The sequence below is a fragment of the Rhizobium sp. SRDI969 genome, from assembly GCF_025152725.1.
Taxonomy (GTDB): Bacteria; Pseudomonadota; Alphaproteobacteria; order Rhizobiales; family Rhizobiaceae; genus Rhizobium; species Rhizobium leguminosarum_I.
The window spans coordinates 2,781,325-2,801,818 of record NZ_CP104035.1; the positions used below are offsets into that span (position 1 = coordinate 2,781,325).

Annotated in this window: 19 protein-coding genes and 1 pseudogene; 10 read left to right on the plus strand and 10 right to left on the minus strand. The window is 60.6% G+C overall.

Annotated features, from left to right (window positions below; all coding sequences use genetic code 11):
- Positions 1-294: 294 nt before the first annotated feature.
- The gene (locus tag N2A41_RS14035) at positions 295-771 is read right to left on the minus strand and encodes a VOC family protein (RefSeq protein ID WP_222386276.1); all 477 of its coding nucleotides are present in this window, start codon (positions 769-771) and stop codon (positions 295-297) included.
- 243 nt (positions 772-1,014) lie between these two features.
- On the opposite strand from N2A41_RS14035, the gene N2A41_RS14040 reads away from it, so the two are divergent.
- Positions 1,015-3,495, plus strand: coding sequence for an ATP-dependent helicase (locus N2A41_RS14040; RefSeq protein WP_260109061.1), 2,481 nt, complete (start codon positions 1,015-1,017; stop codon positions 3,493-3,495).
- A gap of 27 nt (positions 3,496-3,522) precedes the next feature.
- Here the strand turns inward: N2A41_RS14040 and N2A41_RS14045 are convergent, their stop codons facing one another.
- Positions 3,523-3,870: a hypothetical protein gene (locus N2A41_RS14045; RefSeq protein ID WP_260109062.1), complete on the minus strand. Its 348-nt coding sequence runs from the start codon at positions 3,868-3,870 to the stop codon at positions 3,523-3,525.
- A gap of 395 nt (positions 3,871-4,265) precedes the next feature.
- On the opposite strand from N2A41_RS14045, the gene N2A41_RS14050 reads away from it, so the two are divergent.
- From N2A41_RS14050 to N2A41_RS14060, 3 genes are all read left to right on the plus strand, one after another.
- Positions 4,266-4,763 (plus strand): EF-hand domain-containing protein, encoded by a 498-nt coding sequence (locus N2A41_RS14050; protein ID WP_162115981.1) that lies wholly within the window; start codon positions 4,266-4,268, stop codon positions 4,761-4,763.
- A gap of 333 nt (positions 4,764-5,096) precedes the next feature.
- Entirely contained in the window at positions 5,097-5,723 is a 627-nt protein-coding gene (pncA, locus tag N2A41_RS14055) for a bifunctional nicotinamidase/pyrazinamidase (protein WP_026154231.1), read from the plus strand.
- A 100-nt stretch (positions 5,724-5,823) separates the two neighbouring features.
- A complete protein-coding gene (locus N2A41_RS14060) occupies positions 5,824-6,489 on the plus strand; it encodes a dihydrofolate reductase family protein (protein WP_017965075.1) in 666 nt (221 codons plus the stop codon).
- A 191-nt stretch (positions 6,490-6,680) separates the two neighbouring features.
- Here the strand turns inward: N2A41_RS14060 and N2A41_RS14065 are convergent, their stop codons facing one another.
- Entirely contained in the window at positions 6,681-8,267 is a 1,587-nt protein-coding gene (locus N2A41_RS14065) for a hypothetical protein (protein ID WP_260109063.1), read from the minus strand.
- A 160-nt stretch (positions 8,268-8,427) separates the two neighbouring features.
- Complete coding sequence (locus tag N2A41_RS14070; protein ID WP_170254989.1) at positions 8,428-8,673, minus strand: DUF2164 domain-containing protein; 246 nt, start codon at positions 8,671-8,673, stop codon at positions 8,428-8,430.
- A gap of 133 nt (positions 8,674-8,806) precedes the next feature.
- On the opposite strand from N2A41_RS14070, the gene N2A41_RS14075 reads away from it, so the two are divergent.
- Both N2A41_RS14075 and N2A41_RS14080 read left to right on the plus strand, forming a co-directional pair.
- Entirely contained in the window at positions 8,807-9,538 is a 732-nt protein-coding gene (locus tag N2A41_RS14075; protein ID WP_260109064.1) for an AzlC family ABC transporter permease, read from the plus strand.
- A 3-nt stretch (positions 9,539-9,541) separates the two neighbouring features.
- Entirely contained in the window at positions 9,542-9,850 is a 309-nt protein-coding gene (locus N2A41_RS14080; RefSeq protein ID WP_017965080.1) for an AzlD family protein, read from the plus strand.
- A gap of 68 nt (positions 9,851-9,918) precedes the next feature.
- On the opposite strand, the gene N2A41_RS14085 is transcribed toward N2A41_RS14080, so the two are convergent.
- Complete coding sequence (locus N2A41_RS14085) at positions 9,919-11,754, minus strand: aminopeptidase P family protein (RefSeq protein ID WP_260109065.1); 1,836 nt, start codon at positions 11,752-11,754, stop codon at positions 9,919-9,921.
- Between the two features lie 278 nt (positions 11,755-12,032).
- Between N2A41_RS14085 and N2A41_RS14090 the strand changes: the two genes are divergently transcribed.
- Positions 12,033-12,206 (plus strand): hypothetical protein, encoded by a 174-nt coding sequence (locus tag N2A41_RS14090; RefSeq protein ID WP_003541368.1) that lies wholly within the window; start codon positions 12,033-12,035, stop codon positions 12,204-12,206.
- 401 nt (positions 12,207-12,607) lie between these two features.
- On the opposite strand, the gene N2A41_RS14095 is transcribed toward N2A41_RS14090, so the two are convergent.
- Together N2A41_RS14095 and N2A41_RS14100 are read right to left on the minus strand one after the other, a co-directional pair.
- Complete coding sequence (locus N2A41_RS14095; protein WP_260109066.1) at positions 12,608-13,486, minus strand: 50S ribosomal protein L11 methyltransferase; 879 nt, start codon at positions 13,484-13,486, stop codon at positions 12,608-12,610.
- A 68-nt stretch (positions 13,487-13,554) separates the two neighbouring features.
- A complete protein-coding gene (locus N2A41_RS14100) occupies positions 13,555-14,157 on the minus strand; it encodes an SCO family protein (RefSeq protein WP_260109067.1) in 603 nt (200 codons plus the stop codon).
- 324 nt (positions 14,158-14,481) lie between these two features.
- Here N2A41_RS14100 and N2A41_RS14105 point away from each other — a divergent pair, with 324 nt between their 5' ends.
- Both N2A41_RS14105 and N2A41_RS14110 read left to right on the plus strand, forming a co-directional pair.
- Positions 14,482-14,949: a chemotaxis protein CheW gene (locus N2A41_RS14105; protein ID WP_017965084.1), complete on the plus strand. Its 468-nt coding sequence runs from the start codon at positions 14,482-14,484 to the stop codon at positions 14,947-14,949.
- 176 nt (positions 14,950-15,125) lie between these two features.
- Entirely contained in the window at positions 15,126-16,277 is a 1,152-nt protein-coding gene (locus tag N2A41_RS14110; protein WP_260109068.1) for an epoxide hydrolase family protein, read from the plus strand.
- Here the strand turns inward: N2A41_RS14110 and N2A41_RS14115 are convergent, their stop codons facing one another.
- Both N2A41_RS14115 and N2A41_RS14120 read right to left on the minus strand, forming a co-directional pair.
- Positions 16,278-16,772, minus strand: coding sequence for a CreA family protein (locus N2A41_RS14115; RefSeq protein ID WP_260109069.1), 495 nt, complete (start codon positions 16,770-16,772; stop codon positions 16,278-16,280).
- 75 nt (positions 16,773-16,847) lie between these two features.
- Positions 16,848-17,438 (minus strand): 3'-5' exonuclease, encoded by a 591-nt coding sequence (locus N2A41_RS14120; RefSeq protein ID WP_017965087.1) that lies wholly within the window; start codon positions 17,436-17,438, stop codon positions 16,848-16,850.
- Positions 17,439-17,718: 280 nt separating this feature from the next.
- On the opposite strand from N2A41_RS14120, the pseudogene N2A41_RS14125 reads away from it, so the two are divergent.
- Positions 17,719-18,254: pseudogene (locus tag N2A41_RS14125) on the plus strand (GNAT family N-acetyltransferase).
- A 31-nt stretch (positions 18,255-18,285) separates the two neighbouring features.
- Here N2A41_RS14125 and ligA read toward each other — a convergent pair.
- Positions 18,286-20,442: an NAD-dependent DNA ligase LigA gene (gene ligA / locus N2A41_RS14130; RefSeq protein WP_260109070.1), complete on the minus strand. Its 2,157-nt coding sequence runs from the start codon at positions 20,440-20,442 to the stop codon at positions 18,286-18,288.
- Between the last annotated feature and the right edge of the window lie 52 nt (positions 20,443-20,494).

Here is a 20,494-nt window from a genome sequence, read left to right on the forward strand (position 1 = left end):
TGTGCATCCACCGGTTCTTTAATTACTGTACGAAACTGTCGATCAGTATAGTTGAGAAAGCCCCCATGGCGGTATCAGCACATTTCACGACGTGACAGAAAGATGAAAAAGGTGTGCAATGTCGCCCGTGATTCGAGATCACGAAAGTCAGCGATTGGCAGGCGGCGAACCTGCTTCGATCGGTGAATATCGATGCGCGACGGATCGTATGTCATCGAAATTTGGGGATATTCTTAGGGAATCAGGCGCATGACTATCATGCGCCTGATTTGCGATCATGTCTCCACAGGCCTCTCAGCCGTTGAACGCATTCTCGAGCACAGCGACGTCGATCTTGACCATGCCGAGCATCACTTCGGTCACGCGCCTCGCCCGCTCAGGGTCGCTGTCGGCGATCATCTCCGATAGCACGCGCGGCACGATTTGCCAGGAAAGGCCCCAGCGGTCCTTCAGCCAACCGCAGGCCTCCGGCGTACCGCCATTGGCGAGGAATGCCTCCCATATTCGATCGATCTCGGCCTGACCTTCGACGAGGATCGCAATCGAGAAGGAATGGTTGAAGCTATCGAGCGGGCCGGCCTTCATGGCCAGGAAGAACTGGTCGGCGAGCGTGAACTCGATCAGCTCGACGCTGCCGGGAGGCCCGCTCGGCGTTTCCGCCTGAAGTATGGTGGTGCGGCCGATCCTGGAGTCCGGGATAACAGACACGTAGAATTCGACGGCTTCGCGCGCTTCCTCGGCGAACCAGAGATTTGAAACGACCTTCGGCATGACGGCCTCCTTGTTGACGGGTGTTGATCCGGACTGCTGTCCGATGCCTCAAGGACGCCTTACTGGCGCCGGTTCCGACACGCCGTGATCGGAATTTTAGCCCTGCCCGCCCGCATCTTGACCGCAGCCGGGCTCGGCGGCGGCCTTGCCGCCTGTAACATGCCGCCTGGATAGCGCCGGCTCGGGAATGAAAGCAGAACATCTTTTCTGGTCTTTCCTTCCCGAATCACTACATTACGCGCCATGAGCAATAGTTTCGACGAAATGCCCTTCTTCGACGAAGAGCCGGGCGAGATGGCGCGCAAGCCGCAGCCGCCTGCCGCACCCGCCGAAAGGGCGCCCGCCACCGGTGGCGGCATCGCCGCACGCGCCATGGCGGCCCGCGACGGCGGCAAGCGGCCGGATTACCTCACCGGGCTGAACCCCGAGCAGACCGAAGCCGTCGAAACGCTGGAAGGCCCCGTCCTCGTGCTCGCCGGCGCCGGCACTGGCAAGACGCGGGTGCTCACCACCCGCATTGCCCATATCCTCAATACCGGCCGCGCCTTTCCCTCGCAGATCCTCGCCGTCACCTTCACCAACAAGGCCGCCCGCGAGATGAAGGAGCGCATCGCGCTGCTCGTCGGCGGCGCCGTCGAAGGCATGCCCTGGCTCGGCACCTTCCATTCGATCGGCGTCAAACTTCTGCGCCGCCACGGCGAGCTCGTCGGCCTGCGCTCCGATTTTACCATTCTCGATACCGACGACGTCGTTCGCCTGATCAAGCAGTTGATCCAGGCCGAGGGTCTCGACGACAAGCGCTGGCCGGCCAAGCAGTTCGCCGGCATGATCGACACGTGGAAGAACAAGGGGCTCGGCCCGGCCGATATCCCCGAGGGCGACGCTCGCGCCTTTGCCAATGGCCGCGGCCGCGATCTCTATTTCGCCTATCAGGCGCGCCTGACGACGCTGAACGCCTGCGATTTCGGCGACCTGCTGATGCATCCGATCGCGATCTTCCGCAAGAACCCGGACCTCTTGAGGGAATATCACGGCCGCTTCCGCTATATCCTCGTCGACGAGTACCAGGACACCAACACCGCCCAATACATGTGGCTCAGGCTTCTCGCCCAGCGATCCAAAGGCGAGCCGCAGAACGTCTGCTGCGTCGGCGACGATGACCAGTCGATCTATGGCTGGCGCGGCGCGGAGGTCGACAATATCCTGCGCTTTGAAAAGGATTTCCCCGGCGCCAAGGTCATCAAGCTCGAGCGCAACTATCGCTCGACTGAACATATCCTTGGCGCCGCCGCCCATCTGATCGCCCATAATGAGGGTCGTCTCGGCAAGACGCTGTTCACCGACCGCTCCGATCCGGACGACGTCAAGGTGCAGGTCCACGCTTCCTGGGATTCGGAGGAGGAAGCCCGCGCCATCGGCGAGGAGATCGAGCAGCTCCAGCGCGGCAAGCATCTCTTGAACGACATGGCGATCCTCGTGCGCGCCTCGTTCCAGATGCGCGAATTCGAAGACCGCTTCGTCACCCTCGGCCTCAACTACCGCGTCATCGGTGGCCCGCGCTTCTACGAGCGCCTCGAGATCCGCGACGCCTTGGCCTATTTCCGCCTCGTTGCGCAAGCCTCCGACGACCTCGCCTTCGAACGCATCGTCAACACCCCGAAGCGGGGCCTCGGCGATACGACGGTGCGCGCGCTGCACGACTATGCGCGTGCCCGCGATATCCCGATGCTTGCGGCGGCCGCCGACATCATCGAGACCGACGAGCTGAAGCCGAAGGCGCGAAAGGCGCTCTTCGACGTGATTCAATCTTTCCGCCGATGGCAGGAACTGCTTGAAAACACATCGCATACCGAGCTGGCCGAGCAGATCCTCGAAGAGTCCGGCTATACCGACATGTGGAAGAACGACAAGAGCGCCGAAGCGCCGGGCCGCCTTGAGAACCTCAAGGAACTGATCCGCTCGATGGAAAGCTTCGAATCGATGCGCGGCTTCCTCGAACACGTCTCGCTGGTGATGGATGCCGAGACCAACGAGAACCTTGATGCCGTCTCGATCATGACGCTGCACTCAGCCAAGGGTTTGGAATTCGACACCGTCTTCCTGCCCGGCTGGGAGGAAGGCCTCTTCCCGCACCAGCGCTCGCTGGACGAGAGCGGCCGCGCCGGCCTGGAGGAGGAACGCCGCCTCGCCTATGTCGGCATCACCCGCGCCAAGCATCGCTGCCACATCTGGTTCGTCTCCAACCGCCGCATCCATGGCCTCTGGCAATCGACCCTGCCCTCACGCTTCCTCGACGAACTGCCGGAAACCCATGTCGAGGTCGCTCAAATGGAACAGAGCTACGGCGGGTACGGCCGCGGTGGCTACGGCCAGTCCCGCTTCGACAAGGCCGAACCCTTCGCCAATTCCTATTCCACGCCCGGCTGGAAACGCGCCCAGGCCAACAAGACCGACGCCACACGCGACAATTGGGGCACCCGCTCCGGCCACGCCGTCGAACGCATCGGCTACGGCGAGAGCGGCCCGAAGGGGCGCACGATCGAAGGCGAGCTGGTTGCCAAATCGACCTCGTCGGAACCGTCGAGATTCACCCTCGGCGACCGCGTGTTCCACCTGAAATTCGGCAACGGCAACATCACCGGCATCGAAGGCAACAAGCTGACGATCGAGTTCGACCGGGCCGGACAGAAGCGGGTCTTGGACGGGTTCGTCGAGCGCGTGTGATCTCACCTCGGCACGACGCGAGAACGTTTACCCGAGCATCCGCATCCTTCCGATCCCAAGAATATCGTTGATCAGCGCAATGCCGATTCCGGTGGCGATGATTCCCAATCCGATCAGGAAGAGCCGGCGAGACCGATCATATTTGACGGCAAAGAGAGAGTCGCGCGCCAGCAGATCGGCAAAGACCTTCACCTGGATGGCGATGCCGATCGTCAAGAACAGCATCGGCGGAATATCGATGCGACTCCAGTCGTTGGGGTTGGAAACCCAGACACTGATGAAATTGAGCGAGAAACCGAGGATGATCCCGGCCGCTGTCAGCGACCCGTTGCGAAATGTCGCATCGATCTTTTCGTCGGGATCCGGCTCGGACATGGCTTCGCTTCCCGCTGCTGAGGTAAGAAAGGCAGAAATCATGATCCAGAGCAAGCTCGACCTGACATCGCCCTCACAGGAAGCAGACGAAATGTCGCAGCCGCGCAAACCCCGGCACTCCGCCCATGGCTCCTCCGCACGCTTCATTACGACAATTTCAGGCAAACACGGACATGGATTTAATCGCCTCCAGACGAAGCAATCGCTAAAAAAGCCAATAATTCCAATGAAACAACTTTGGTAACCGAAAGGTTAACGTGCGTCGCCCCGCGCCGTCAATCGCACTTCTACCCTGTCAAAACGTCGCTTTGACGCCTTGCGCAAATCAGCTTAGCCCAAAGGCTGCCCACCCATGAAAGGCGGGCTTCACGACGAACTTTTCGAAGGAGGTTCAAGTGACCAGTGTTTCATCTCTCGGCAGCACAATGACCCAGTACCAGTCTCCGCTTTCCAGTCTGGACAAGAATGGCGACGGCGTCATATCGGCGGACGAGTTGGCCGCCGCCTCGCAGTCCCCGACATCGGCCATGGCGTCGACCGACGGCGACGACAGCGGCACCGATATCGTCAACAAGATCACCGCCGACATTCTGTCGCTGATGCTGTCCATGCAGAAGACCGACAGCAGCGACGATCAGGCCGACGGCAGCGATCAGAGCGACGACAATTCCAAGGGCGTCTTCGCCGCGATGGATACGAATGGCGACGGCAAGTTGACCGAATCCGAATTTCTTGCCGCCGAACCGAACAGCATCAAGACTTCGGGCGACAGCGATCCGCTCCTCACCAAAGTGCTGAGCGACATGCAGACGGCCCTTCAGGCCTACCGCAATACCTACGGCGCTTCCGCCGCAGCAGGCGATTCCGCAACCGAAGACGTGGCGGCGGTCTAGCTGGCTGAAATCCGGGCTCTGCCGGGGGAGCCTCGATCCATCGATGCCGCACAAAAGTGTCCACGCAGGCAGATCGATTTGGCGGCACTTGCCACCGTCGTCGGCCGTGTCTGCGATCCGGAAATCATGCACGTGCCTTGCCGCTCCGTTCCATTTCACCACGAGAACCGCCACCAGCTATCGCAATGATTGCATTAGAGCATTCTGCTTTGACGACTTACTGCCGCCAGCGCCAGAATTAACACTTGCGCGTTCGCGCCTGGAAATCCACTAGTTGATCCATTCGGTGTGCTTAACGTCCTACACTGCAATAAGCGAAGGGATTGAGCCTTGATGAAAGCGCTGCTGCTCGTCGACATTCAAAACGGCTTCTGTCCAGGCGGCAATCTGCCGGTGCCTGACGGCGACAAGGTGGTTCCCGTCGCAAACAGACTGATCGACAGCGGCAAATACGACCTGATCGTCGCCTCGCAGGACTGGCATCCGCCGGGCCACGGCAGCTTTGCCTCCGCCCATCCGGGTGCCGCCGCCTTCGAGATGGGCGAACTGTCGGGCAAGCCGCAGATGATGTGGCCTGACCACTGCATTCAGGGTACGCTTGATGCCGAACTGCATCCCGAACTCAAATCCGAAGAGATCGACCTGATCCAGCAGAAGGGCGAGAATCCTGATATCGACAGCTATTCGGCCTTCCGCGACAATGGCCGCGATGCCTCGACCGGCCTTTCCGATTTCCTCGAGGATCAGGGCGTCACCGACCTCGACGTCTGCGGACTGGCGACCGACTATTGCGTCAAGTTCTCCGCGCTCGACGCGCTGGAGATGATGCCTGGTATCCACGTGCGCTTCATCGAGGACGCAAGCCGCGGCATCACGCCCGAAGGCGTCGCCGCCGCCATCGAAGAGATGCGGGCGCATGGCATCGCGATCATCGACAGCGTCAAGGCCTTGGCCGGCTAATTGAGCTCGGATACCGCCGGAAAAAAACCGCGTCGAATGTCGGATCGGTGCAAGTCAATCCGTCCTCGGCTCTGAACACACCAACAATGGGAGTTGAGAGATGAGAAAGCTAGTTGCTGCAGCCTTCGTCAGTTTGGACGGTGTCATGCAGGCGCCGGGCGGGCCGCGGGAGGATCCGACCGGCGGCTTCACGCAGGGCGGCTGGACCGTCAATTATTGGGACGAGCCGATGGGCCAGTTCATGGGCGGGATCTTTACCGATCCCTTCGAACTGCTGCTTGGCCGCAAGACCTACGAAATCTTCGCCGCGCACTGGCCCTTCGTCGGGAAAGACGATCCAATCGGCAAGGTCTTCAACGCCGTGACCAAATATGTCGCGACCACTTCCACCGAGCCGCTCACCTGGGCAAATTCCGTCGCCCTTCGTGGCGAAGCCGCCGCCGAAATCGCCCGGTTGAAACGAGAGGACGGTCCCGTCCTCCTGACACAGGGCAGCAGCGGCCTGTTGCAGACCCTATTGGCGCATGACCTGATCGACGAATTCCGGCTCCTGACTTTTCCGCTCGTCCTCGGCCAGGGCAAACGCCTGTTCGGTCAAGGCGCCAAGCCGCAGGCGCTGAAGCTCACTGCCAACACGATATCGACGACGGGCGTCATCATGAGCGTCTACGAGCGCGCCGGCGCAATCAAGACAGGCACATTCGAGCTGGCGCAGCCCTCGGAGGCCGAGATCGAACGCCGGGAGCGGATGAAGCGTGAAGGCTGAACGCGCCTTTGCGATTGCGGGGCCGCGGGCACTGTCGCGTCCCGTCTATAGGCTCGTGCCCTTGTTCGTCTATTCGCGCTCCAATCGCGGCGCCACTCCCGAAGGTGTTGCCGCCGTAATCGACGAAATGCGGACGCAAGTCACAATGATCAAATGCGTGGACGTGTGTAAATAAGCTGCCGGCCGGTAGCTTATTTCAGGACGTAGACGTCGAACGTCTCATCGCTTCCGACAACCGTGCCGAAACGCTTGACGAGGCTTGTCGCGCTCTGGAAAGCAGAAATATCTTCCGGCGTCAGAGACAACCGCCAAACGTAGCTTTCACGCAGGGAAACGGGCGCAGTAATCTGATCAAGTCGCTGTGAAAGAAGGATGACAACAGGGACATGCTCACTCTGCTGCAATCGGTGTGCCGTTTGCAGAATATCGGCAAGGCTGAGCGAAAGCCGCGCATTCCGGGTATATCGTACGATGGCGCCGAACCGCTCCTCCCGCAGAAGATAGGTGCGGTTGCGGACGTAATAGGGCAAGGCTTCCACCAGATAGTCGGGATCCGCCATGATGATCGCATCCTTGAGATCGGGGCGCGATTGAATGAACGCACCGAGATCCTTGCTTCGGCTCAGGGGTATTTCGGCTATGAAGGCCTGGTGGACCTTCTCGACGCCGGACACGACCTGTAGCGCCAGCAATATCAGGAAGCACAGGCGCCCGAACTTTACGATGCCGCCAACAGCCTCGATGCCTGCAACGCCCGCCCCGTCGCGCTGAGACTCTATGGCAGTGATCGCGATCATGAAAACCAGCCAGAGCGCCTGATGTCTGTATCCGCCGGGATAGACAAGCGTAAAAAGCAGCGAAAGCCCCAAGAGAACCAGTCCCGCTGCGATCATCGCCGGCCATCGGTTCGCCAGCGCCAACAGGCTGCCGTAGATGAGCGCGGACATCAACGCTGCGAAAATCTGGGCGGCCAACGGATACGCAACGACCAGTTCAAGGACGCTGTTGGGATAGAACGCCATAAAATGGGAACTGGTCAGGGCAAAAGCGCGAAGGACAAGCAAAGCGAAATTCTCGCCGCTGAGATCGTTCTGCCCCGTATCGTTGAAGGTCGGATAGACTGTTACGAAACATAAAACAATTCCAACCGCGGCAATGGCAGCGGCGGTCGCAAAGGCCCGATATGCCGTCAGAGGCGGCCTTGGCCGGGCCAGAATTAAATCGAAAAACCAGTAGGCGAGGAAGCCGCCGACGAGGACGACCGAATGGACGTTCGTATTTGCCAGCAGGGCAAACAACAGGCCGAGCAATATCCCGTTGCGTGCTCCTTTCTCCCAACTGAGGACGATAAGGAAAATCACCAGCATGCTGATGCCGTAATTTCGCGACATCGCGGCATAATCGAAAATCGAAAAGCTGCCGAACAGCGACAGAAGCATGATGGAAAGCGGCAGTTTCAGCCTGAAAACAAGGAGATAGGCCGCGGTCGCTGCAATCGTCAGTGCGACGATCTTCAGGACGACAGGTGAGCCGACCACGGCATGGGCGGCGCGCAGCAGAATATACCAGACAGCAGGATGACCCTCACCATGCATCCGGCGAAGCATATCGATAAAGTTATCCCCTTGAAGCGCGAGTGACAACGCACGAACCTCGTCACGCCAGGGCGTTTCGGACCAGCAGAGCGCAGACGCCAGCGCAAGCCAGACCATAAAGATCAACGCCTTGCCGAGCTTGGCAGATCGAGGTTCATCGATAACAGAGACAATCACGGCCATAACACGCAACCCGGTGAACGAAAGCGACACGACCATATCGGCGCAGAAATAAATTGGCGTTAAGTGAAGGCCTCTTTTGGTTTCAGGGCGCTGAAACATGTCGCGCGAAACTGTGCAGCGGTTTAAGCGCGACAAGCGAATTTGAAGATCGCGACGCGCTTTAGAATTTTTCCTCCCTCTCAAGCAGATGGATATCCTCGGCTACGTCGTCCATTCTCTGCAATAATGCGGCCTGGGCATCTCGTAGCCCTCGATTGTAAAAGTACGGCCCGATCTCCTCGGCGAAGAAGTCAAGCAGGAATTCAGCCGGCAATGCACCGATGGGATCGAGTTCCCGGCCGAAATAAGCGCGGATGCGCGAAACGATCTCAGCCTTTTCTTCCTTGGAAAATTCGATCTTTTTCATGATTTCCTCGTTGCCGAATGCGATCGGGACTTTGATGGTTCAGCAAAATCGATTGGTCAATCAAGGAAATTCAATTGCCGTCGCAAGCCGTAGACCATAAGGGAAAACTTGAATTCCAACTGGACAAGATCGCATGAATCGCGCCGACTTTGTTGAAGGTTTGCGGGGCGGCTCCGCCGTTGCGTTGGCATCGGCGCCCTTTGGCGCTCTCTTCGGAGCGCTGGCGGTCGAAAATGGCATGTCGCTTTCCGAAGCCGCCTTCATGAGTGCCACCGTCTATGCCGGCGCCAGCCAGATGGTCGGCATCGAACTCTTCGGTCACAATGTCCACGCCTGGCTGATCGTACTGTCGATCCTCGCCGTGAATTTCCGCCACGTGCTCTACTCGGCGGCGCTGGCGCGCTACATCGGCCATTTCACGCCGGTGCAGAAATTCTTTACTTTTTTTCTCCTCGTCGATCCGCAATTCGCCGAAGCAGTCAAGCGCGCCGAGGCCGGCCGGCAACTCACCTTCGCCTGGTATTTCGGCTTCGCCATCATCATCTACATTCCGTGGGTGCTGATCAGCATCGCCGGCGGCATGCTCGGCGGCTTCATCGGCGATCCCAAGGCCATCGGCCTCGACATCCTGTTGCCGGCTTATTTCCTCGGCATCGTCCTCGGTTTCCGCAAGCGAGACAATTTCCTGGCCGTGGCGCTCGTCAGCGCGGTGGCATCCGTGTTCGCCTACCGCTACGTCGGCTCGCCCTGGCATGTCAGCCTCGGTGCCGCCGTTGGCATCGTGCTTGCCGCCCTGTTGCCGCTGCCGCCGCAACCGCAAGATCTCGAAGCCGACGCCCTTCAATCCGAAGTGCACGAGGTCTGAGCCATGGAATTCGATCTTCACATGGCGCTCGTTATCCTCGCCGCAGCCGCCGCCACCTTCGCCACCCGCATCGGCGGCTATATCCTCATCACCCGAATGAAAAGTATCCCCCCGCGCATGGAGGCGGCGCTGAATGCCGTTCCGGCGGCCGTGCTGACGACGCTCGTCGCACCCGCCTTCTTCATCGGCGGCTGGGAATCGAAGCTGGCGCTGATCGCCGCCCTATTCATCGGCTTGCGCTTCACCCATACATGGATGCTGGTCGCCGCCTGGATCGTCGTGATGACCTGGCGCCACACGATCGGCGCCTGAGCACCGGCCCGAAGCCGGCGCAGAAACTCAAGGCATTACAGCGTCGCCGACGCCGTAATGCCGTTCTCTCAATATTCCAGCGGCAGCGTCGCGTTTTCGAGCCACGCCCTGACATCGTGATCGTGGATGAGCGGCATCAGCGCCTCGCATGTGCGGCGATGATAGTCGTTGAACCAGTGCAGTTCGTCATGGGTCAGAAGCTCGGGAATGACAAGGCTGCGGTCGATCGGGCAGAAAGTCAGCGTTTCGAATCCGAGCATCGGCGCGTCGCCGCCCTCGATCTCCTCGGCCCCGCGCACATAGATCAGGTTCTCGATGCGGATGCCGAAACTGCCGGGCCGATAATAACCCGGTTCGTTCGAAAGGATCATGCCGGGCAGCAGTTCCTGCGTCGAAAGCCTGGAGATGCGCTGCGGCCCCTCGTGCACCGAGAGATAGGAGCCGACGCCGTGGCCTGTGCCGTGAGCGAAATCGGCGCCGGCCCGCCACAGCGCGATGCGCGCCAGCGGATCGAGGTCGCAGCCGCGCGTGCCCTTCGGGAAACGTGCCGTGCTGATCTCTATCATCCCCTTCAGCACCAGCGTGAAGAAGCGCCGATGCTCTTCCGATACCGTACCTATGCCGACGGTGCGGGTGATGTCTGTCGTGCCGTTGATATATTGCGCACCCGAATCGATCAGGAAGAGTTCGCCGGCCTCGATCAACCGGTTGGTCTCGGTCGTCACGCGGTAATGCATGATCGCCGCATGTTCGCCGGCGCCCGAAATCGTGTCGAAGGAAATGTCCTTCAGAGGGTTCTGCATGCTCTGGCCGACGCGGGCACGCGCCGCTTCGAGATGCTCGGCAGCAGCGATCTCGCTCACCGTGCCAGGCTTCGTCTGCGACAGCCAACAGAGGAATTCCACCATCGCCGCCCCGTCCTGCAGATGTGCGGCGGCCGAGCCGTTGATCTCGACGTCGTTCTTCACCGCGCGCGGCAGCTTGGCGGGATCGGCGCCCTCCACCACTTCGCCGCCCGCCTTACGGATGATCTCCGCCAGCGCATAGGCGGCGATATCAGGGTCGATCAGCACGCGGCCGCCATCTCGCGAAACGGCGGCAAGCCTCTCCTCCAACGCCGACGGCGGCAATTGTGTGCAGATCTGCGCGAGATAGGCCTCCGGCTCGATGCCGGTCTTGCGCTTGTCGAGGAAGAGCTCTGCCCGGCCGTCGGCATGAATGATGGCGCGCGCCAGCGGATGCGGCGTGTGCGGCACGTCGGCGCCGCGGATATTGAAGGCCCAGGCAACCGAAGAGGGATCGGCGATCAGCACCGCCGCAAGGTTCTTCTTCGAAAGATCGGTGGCGATCGTCGCGATTTTGTCCCTGGCCAGCATGCCGGCCTGCGCGAGGTTCTGGATGCTGACCGCGCCGAGCGGCTCGGTTGGCCGGTCGCTCCAAAGCCTGTCGAGCGGATTGTGCGGCAGGAAGACCAGCGTGCCGCCAATCTGCGAAAGCGCCTCTTCCAGACGGCGCACCTCTGCACCCGCATGCAGCCATGGGTCGATGCCTAGCCGCAGGCCCTTGCCGCCGTTTGCGGCAAGCCAGAGGTGCGGCGGTTCGTTGACGAGGTCGCCGCCCGAAAAGACCGAACCGTCGACCTGTTCGGCAAGCTGAGTCACATAGCGCCCGTCGACGAAGACGATCGCCTGCGTGCGCAGGATGAGCGCAATACCGGCCGAACCGGTAAAGCCCGTCAGCCATGCCAAGCGCTCCGAACATGCGGGAACATATTCGCCGTTGAACTCGTCGGCGCGCGGCACGAGAAAGGCGTCGATGCCGAGCGAATCGAAACCGGCGCGCAGCGCCGATACGCGATCCCTGCCGAATTGCGGCGTGGAAGTGACTTCGAAAGACTGGAACATGCTGGAAACCCGAATGATTGAGACGAATCCGGTTAATGGGATGCCGGCCATGTTAGCGAAATTTCAACTGATGGGGAGAAAAAGCGACCAAGCGAGTCGAAAGCCCTGGGACCGCTCAACATTTTGACGGAACTGTGACGCCAAAAGTTAATTTGGCACGCTTTATGCATTGGCCGCATGGCTCCCATGAGCGAGACCCTCTGCCTCCGCATTTCAGAATAGCTATATAGGCGTCATCGAACGGTTCGCGATGAACCTATAACAAAGGAATTCTTGAAATGACCGCCTCTCTCTCGCGCTTCGCATATAGCAGCCCGGTGCAGGCTGGCGAACGCCAGACCGTGCGTCACGTGATCGGCGCCCGCCGCCCGCAAAACGAGGACAGCCTCAAGCTGCTCGGCGCCGGCCAGCGGGCCACGCGCCACAAGGGCGCCCCCAGCTACGCGTTCTAAGCCTGAAAGCCAGTCCGTCTCCTCCCTCCCGGACCGGCCTATTGGAATGCAGTAGAGCCCGCTTGAGCCCTCCTCCCCTTGAGCTCGCGGGCATTGACCGGATAGACCGGTCGAAGGCGGTGCCATCGGCACCGCCTTTTTCTTATCTTCAACAAGGCTTGGGAGGTACGCTATCCTGTGGAATGATCGGTCGCAGCTTGCTCTCTCTTCTCCCCTCGGAGAGGGGGTGGCCCGAAGGGTCGGACGAGGAGGCCACGCGGCAGGCCATTCATTGCCCTTCGCTGCGCTCTGCGCATTCGCGGCTTCGCCGCTCACCCCTCATCGCCTCGCTATCGCTCCGGCACTTCTTCCCGCTGGGGAGAAGAGGGACACCGCATTCGCCTCCCCAACCCTCGCCTTCATCAAGGCCGATCGAGGTGGATGGTCACCCAGCCGTTGCGCCAGATGGTTCTGACGTGGCGAAGCCGCGCGCCATTATAGGCGGCAATCACCTTCCAGCGTTGTCCGGCAAGGATGCCGGAGAGAATGACCGATCCGCCAGGCGCAAGATGCGTCGCAAGCTTCGGTGCCATGCGGATCAGCGGCCGCGCGAGAATATTGGCGATGATGAGATCGAAGGGACCGTGCTCGGAAAAGGCCGTCGAGTGGAAGCCCGGCGCTGTCCTGGTGACGATGCCCGAGGCGATGCCGTTGCGGCGCACGTTCTCGGCCGCCACCTTCGTCGCGATCGGATCGATGTCGGTCGCCAGCACCGGTATGTTCCTGAGCTTGCGCACCGCAATCGCCAGTACACCGCTGCCGGTGCCGAGATCGAGCGCGTTGCGGACCGAACGCGAGCGCACCACGGCATCGATCACCTCGAGGCAGCCCGCCGTCGTGCCATGATGGCCGGTGCCGAAGGCCTGGCCGGCATCGATCTCGATGGCGATGTCGCCGGGGCGGATCTTGTCGCGGTCATGCGAGCCATGCACCAGGAAGCGCCCTGCCCGGACGGGCTTCAGCCCCTCTAGCGATTTCACCACCCAGTCGATCTCGGGGATGACTTCCCGCTCCAGCCGGGCATCGGGAAAAGAGGCCTTCAATGCGTCCTTGACGCGGGAATGCACCTCAGCCTCGTCCTCGGCCATCATGTAGATCGAGGCTTCCCAGATATCCTTCTTCTCGTCGATCTCGGTGGTGCCGATGGCAAAGTCTTCTTCACCGAAGACCGCGCTCAGAAGGTCGAGGATCTCCTCGGCCTTGCTTTCGGTCGTCGTCACGTAAAGGCGGATTTCACTCACGATAGGCGGTCTTTCCCGTTTCCGTTGCCCGCCGCAGGTCGAGCCAACGCCCCATCACGCTGAAGCTGTCAGCCCTTGCTGGCGAGATTCTCCAGCTTCTTTACCGCCGTGTCCGGGTTTTCGCCATAGGCGATCGTTCCGGAAAACCGCCCGACCGAATCGAGAAGGAAGACCGAGGCAGTGTGATCCATTGTGTAGTCGCCGTTCGGATCCTTCTCGTCGACCGGTACTTTCTTGGCGTAGACGCGGAAACCCTTGATGACGTCGGCGATCTTGTCAGGCGCGCCTGAAATGCCGATGATGCGCTTGGAAACATTGGAGACGTATTCGTTCATGATCTCAGGCGTATCGCGCTCCGGATCGACGGTCACGAAATAGGCCTGTAGCTTGTCGCCCTTCGGATCCACCTTCTCCATCCATCCGTTCAACTCGAAAAGTGTCGTCGGGCAGACTTCCGGGCAATGGGTAAAGCCGAAGAACAGCGCCGTCGGCTTACCGCGCAACGCCTGCTCGGTGATCGGCTGCCCGCTTTGGGAGACCAGAGTGAAGGGCACGCCGAAGGGCGGTTCGGCCACCATGTCCCTCGACTTCGTCAGGTTGAGCGTGTAGGCACCAAGAAACCCGGCAAGTATCAGGACACCGACCCAGACGGCGATGCGGAATGTCTTCATTGGCATGATCCTCGATCCGGGCGGAGAACGCGCGGCCCGCCCTTGCCCCGCGTGATTATAGCCTCGACCGGACGCGCGCAATTCAAGAATATGTTTTCTGACCGGTGATTAATTGTCTCACCGATAGAAACTGCAACGGCAACGAAATCCGACGTCAGGAATCTGCGCGGATCAAAAATGGCATGTTTGTGAATAGCTTGCCTTTAGAGCGACGGATAATCGGAAAATACATATCGTTAGGAAAGACTTAAGCCGTCACATCTATATTTAACAGCGGTTCTGCATCGCCTCTCCCGCCGGGGACAACTGGGAAGAATTCTGACCATGAACAACAACGCCATCAAGCAGTCGGGCGCTTATCTCGAAATCGTTTCGTTCCACCTAGGCGATCAGGAATTCTGCATCGACATCATGGCTATCCGCGAAATTCGCGGCTGGGCGCCGGTGACGCCGATGCCGCACACCCCGCCCTACGTGCTGGGCCTCATCAATCTGCGCGGTGCCGTGATCCCTGTCATCGACATGGCCTGCCGCCTCGGCATGAAGATGACCGAGCCCTCCGAGCGCTCGGCGATCATCGTCACCGACATCGCCGGCAAGCTGGTCGGCCTGCTGGTCGAGCAGGTTTCCGACATGATGACCATCAAGAGTGAAGACCTGCAGCCGCCGCCGGAAATCATCCCGGAAGCCCAGCGCGCCTTCTGCCGCGGCATCGTCGCTCTCGAAAAGACCATGGTTTGCTTCTTGAACCTCGACACGGTTATTGCCGACGAGCTGACACAGGCCGCATAAGAACAACCGCTCCTCGATCGGAAGGCCGCCTGCAGCCGATCGCTGCGGGCGGTTTTTTTGTATTTAACGGACCGGCAGCGCAAGGTGCCGCAAGCAGACGGACACGCCGTCACCTTCCAATTGCTCGGACGGAGACTACCTCCCCCTCCGACAAAGTGCCCGGTCAGGAGCCTTCCATGCGTGTCAGCACCTACAAGATAAACATCGACGACGAACGGGTCGACGACCTGCAACGGCGCCTGCGCTCGACGCGATGGCCGACAGCACTCGACGCCGACAGCTGGGAAGACGGAACAAGTCTCGCTTTTCTCAAGGAGCTCCTCGCCTATTGGAAAGACCGTTTCGACTGGCGCGCGCAGGAGACGCGCCTCAACACGCTTCCGCAGTTCATTGCCGAGATCGATGACCTGTCGATTCATTTCGTCCACCAGAGAGGAAACGGGCCCTCGCCACTGCCACTCATCCTCACGCACGGCTGGCCGGGCTCCTTCTTCGAAATGGAGGGGATTATCCCAATGCTGGCGGATCCTGCAGCACATGGCGCCGACCCTGCTGATGCATTCGATGTCGTCGTGCCGTCCCTTCCGGGCTACGGCTTCTCGCAGGCGCCAGGCTCAGCCGGGATCGGCCCCTATGAAATATCGGGACTGTGGCTGAAACTGATGCAGGGTTTGGGATACGAGACCTTCTGCCTGCAAGGCGGCGATATCGGCGCGGCCGTTTCGAGCTGGCTCGCCTACCGGTTTCCACAGAATACGACAGCGCTGCACCTGAACTATATTCCGGGGAGCTACCGGCCGCCGCTGGGCGCGGGACAGGCACCGATTTCGACGGAGGAACAGGCCTTTCTCGAACGCGCCGCGCAATGGGCCGATAGCGAAGGCGCTTACGCCCACATGCAAGGAACGAAGCCGCAGACGCTTGCCTATGCGCTGACGGATTCGCCCATTGGCCTCGCTGCCTGGATCAGCGAAAAATTTCAGGCGTGGAGCGACGGCAATATCAGGACGACGTTCTCTCTCGACGCCCTCTTGATCGAGATTTCGATCTATTGGTTCAGCGGCACCCTGGATTCGTCGCTTAGGCTCTACAAGGAAAGCCGAAAGCGGCCGATGCATTTCAAGGCGAACGAACGCGTCCTGCCGCCACTCGGCGTGGCGCATTTCGCAAGGGAATTGCCCCAGCCGCCACGCTCTTGGGTCGAACGCGTCTATGACGTCAGGCGATGGACCGAAATGCCGAAGGGAGGCCATTTTGCCGCCATGGAGCGGCCCGAGCTTCTGGCCGAAGATATCCGCGCTTATTTCCGCCCATTCAGGACGCGCTGATCACTGCGGCTTCCCATTCTTCCAGACAACGTTCTGCCCATAGAGCGGAATGGTCGAGATCGACATCTTCGCCGAACCGTCGGTCAGTTCGCGCGAATGGGCGAGATAGATCAGCGTGTCGTTCGTCTTGTCGTAGATACGGTTGACGACCAGTGTCTTCCAGATCAGCGACATGCCTTGGCGGAACACCTCGCTGCCATCCTTGGACAGGTCGATATTGCCGATCTCGATCGGCCCGGTCTGCCGGCAGGCAATGGAATTGTTCGACGGGTCCTCGAACCAGTTGCCGTTCTTGAACCGGTCGATCAGGCTGCGGTCGAAATAGGTGACGTGGCAGGTGATGCCCTTGACCTCGGGGTCGGAGACCGCCTCGACGATGATGTCGTTGCCGATCCAGTCGACCCCGACCTTGCCGACGACTTCGGCCGAGGCAGTACCTGCGGAAACGGCGGCGAAAGAGAAGGCGGCGAGGAGAAGATTGCGCAGTCTGGACATGGCGGCTCCCTGAATAACCGCATTCTAGATAAGCATGCACCCATGCTTTGCAAGAAATGGAGCTCGCGGAAGGGATCAGCCTTTCCGGCAGGTGCAGGGCTCGTAGGCCCGCGCCGTCAGCCGGCCGGGCCGCATGCCGATCAGCGCCGGTATCGCGTGAACGGCATTGGCCTTTACCGCTTTCGCCATCTCGATCGCCGCCGCCGCGCAGACCGCGGCATCCTCGGCGGCGTTGTGGTGCACGAAACGCAGGCCGAGATGCTCGGCGATCAGGTTCAGCCGGTGCGAGACGAAATGCGGCCAGATTCGCTGCGCCATCTTCAGGCTGCAGAGATAGGTAAGATCCGGATAGGATTGCCGGTAGAGATCGAGGCTCGCCCGCCAGACGCTGAAATCGAAGGCGGCATTGTGCGCGATCATCGTCGCGCCGCGAAAATCTTCCTCGAACTCGTCCATCACCTCGGGAAACTCGGGCGCATCTTCGACATGCTCCGGCCGGATGCCATGGATTGCGATGTTCATCCCGGAGAAGCGCATGTCCCGCGGTCGGATCAGCCGCTCCTCGACGCGCATCACTCTGTCGTCCTCGATCCAGGCAAGGCCGACGGAACAGGCGCTGCCGCGCTGTTCGTTCGCCGTCTCGAAGTCAATTGCGATGGTCTTCAATGCAGCAACCCGAATCGTTTCTTCGGGAACAGGAATACCGCCCCGCTTGCGGCCGTGCAAATTCGACACGACGCAAGGTTGACTTTTTAGCCCACATACCGAAACTTGCTGCCATGATCGTTTCCCTTACCATGGCAGCGCTTATTCATCACACCACGACCCTCGAAGGGTACGCGGGAGCGATGGCGCGTTAGCAGCGATCCGATCATCCCGAAAACCCTGCCGAGGCGAGCAGGGTTTCGGAAACCGGCTCTCCTCGTAAAACCGATGGAGAGCATGAATGTCCGAAAACGAAGAGAATGAACCTCGCGGCCGAGCGCGCCTGCCAGATGGCGTCCTCGTGCGCGCCGTCCGCCTGTCCGATGCGGAGGAGATCACCGATCTCCTAAATCTGCCGGGCTACCGGGCCGGCACCTTGCGGCCGCCATACCAGCGGGTCGAAGAAGTTCGCAAACACATGGAAAATCCGTCGCCGGGCGGCTCAACCTCGTCATCACCCTGGATGGCAAGATCGTTGGCAATGGTGGCCTCAACCGCCTCTCCGGCCGTAGGCAGCACGTCGCCAGCATCGGCATGGGCGTGCATGACGATTTCACCGGCCGCGGCTTCGGGCGGATCCTGCTCGGCGCGATGATCGACGCTGCCGACGACTGGCTCGATATCAAACGGCTTGAACTGACCGTCTACACCGACAACGACGTCGCCATCGGCCTCTATCGGAAATTCGGCTTCGAGCAGGAAGGCCTGTTGAAGGCCTTCGGCTTTCGATCCGGCGAGTATGTCGACGCCTATACGATGGCGCGGCTCAGGCTATGAGCAAACGGGTTGGCGGCTTGCCGTCAGCCCCTCAGCCGCTGATCAGCGCCAGCCATTCATCCTCGTCCATCGTCTGCACGCCGAGTTCGCGCGCCTTGTCGAGCTTGGAGCCGGCGCCGGGGCCGGCGACGACGATGTCGGTCTTCTTCGAGACCGATCCCGCCACCTTGGCGCCGAGGCTTTCGGCCCTCGCCTTTGCCTCGTCGCGGGTAAACTTTTCCAGCGAGCCGGTGAAAACCACCGTCTTGCCGGCAACCGGACTGCCTGCCGTCTTCGGTTGCTCGGCCTCCTCGGGCGTCACTTCCTCAAGCAGTCGGGTGATCACCTCGACGTTGCGCGGCTCCTTGTAGAATTCGACGATGGCGCGCGCGACCACCTCGCCGATGCCCTCGATGGCGTTGAGATCGTTCCAGGCGTCGCCGGAAAGTGTCTCGGCCTCCCGCATCGCCGTCTCGAATGCCCCATAGGTGCCGTAGGAACGCGCCAGCAGCTTCGCCGTGGTCTCGCCGACATGACGGATGCCGAGCGCGTAGATAAAGCGATGGAGCGCTATGCTGCGCCGCTCGTTGATCGCGCCATAGAGCTTGCCGACGCTGACCTTGCCGAAGCCGTCGATATTCTCGAGCTTGGTCAATGAATCCCGCTGCCGTTCCTCCAGCGTAAAGATATCGGGCGCGGTGCGGATCTGCAGCGACGGATCCTCGTTTTCAAAGAAGAAGTCGATCTGCTTCGAACCGAGCCCTTCGATATCGAAGGCGTTGCGCGAAACGAAGTGCTTCAGGTGCTCCATCGCCTGCGCCCTGCAGATGAAACCACCGGTGCAGCGGGTGACCGAATCGAGCTTGCCGGTCTTCTCATGTCTTTCACGCACCGCATGCGAACCGCAGACCGGGCAGGTCTTCGGAAATTCATAGGGCTTGGCCTCGGCCGGGCGTTTCTCCATGACGACGTCGAGTACCTGCGGAATGACGTCGCCGGCGCGCTGCACGATGACGGTATCGCCGATGCGGATATCGTGCTCGTCGTCGCGGATGCGTTCACCGCTATTGCCGATGCCCTGGATGTAATCCGCGTTGTGCAGCGTCGCATTGGTGACGACCACGCCGCCGACGGTGATCGGCGTCAAACGCGCCACCGGGGTCAACGCGCCAGTGCGGCCAACCTGGATGTCGATGTTCTCGACGATCGTGAAAGCCTGTTCGGCAGGAAACTTGTGCGCCGTCGCCCAGCGCGGGCTCCGCGAGCGGAAGCCAAGACGGGCCTGCAGTTCGAGACTGTCGACCTTGTAAACGACGCCATCGATGTCGTAGTCGAGATCCGGGCGCTTGAGCCCGATCTCGTCATAATGCGTCAGGATGTCGGCGACCGAGTTCAACCGTTTCATCAGCGGATTGACCGGAAAACCCCAGTCCTTGAAGGTCTGCACCATACCGAACTGTGTATCGGCGGGCATCTCCGACATCTCGCCCCAGGCATAAGCGAAGAATTTCAGCTTGCGGCTCGCCGTCACCTTGGCGTCGAGCTGGCGTAGCGACCCGGCCGCGGTGTTGCGCGGATTGACATAGGTCTGCTTGCCCTCCGCCTCCATCTGCCGGTTCAGTGCCAGGAAGTCGCTCTTGGCCATATAGACTTCGCCGCGGATCTCCACGACGGCGGGCACGCCTTTCGGCAGCTCGTTGGGGATTTCGGCGATGGTCCGGATGTTGGCAGTGACGTTCTCGCCCGTCGTGCCGTCGCCGCGCGTCGCGGCCGTCACCAGCCTGCCGTTCTCGTAACGGATCGACATCGACAGGCCGTCGATCTTCGGTTCCGCAGTAAAGGCGATCGACTGGTCCGGCAGCCGGCCGAGAAAGCGATAGACGCCGGCGACGAAATCCTGCACGTCCTCCTGCGAGAAGGTGTTGTCGAGCGACAGCATCGGCCGCGCATGAACAACAGGCGCGAAGGTGACGGAGGGCGCTGCACCGACATGCCGCGACGGGCTGTCCTCACGAATCAGCTCGGGAAACCGCATTTCCAGCGCATCGTTGCGGCGCTTCAGCGCGTCGTAATCGGCATCCGAAATCTCCGGCCGGTCCTTGCCGTGGTAGAGAGCATCGTGATGCGCGATCTCCTTTGCCAGCCGTTCGAGCTCGGCGGCAGCCTCTTCGATCGTCAACGTGTCGACGGTGGAACCTTCGGTGGACATGGAATATTACTCCAGAGAATCTGGCCAGAAAATCTGGATTGTTTTTAGAGCA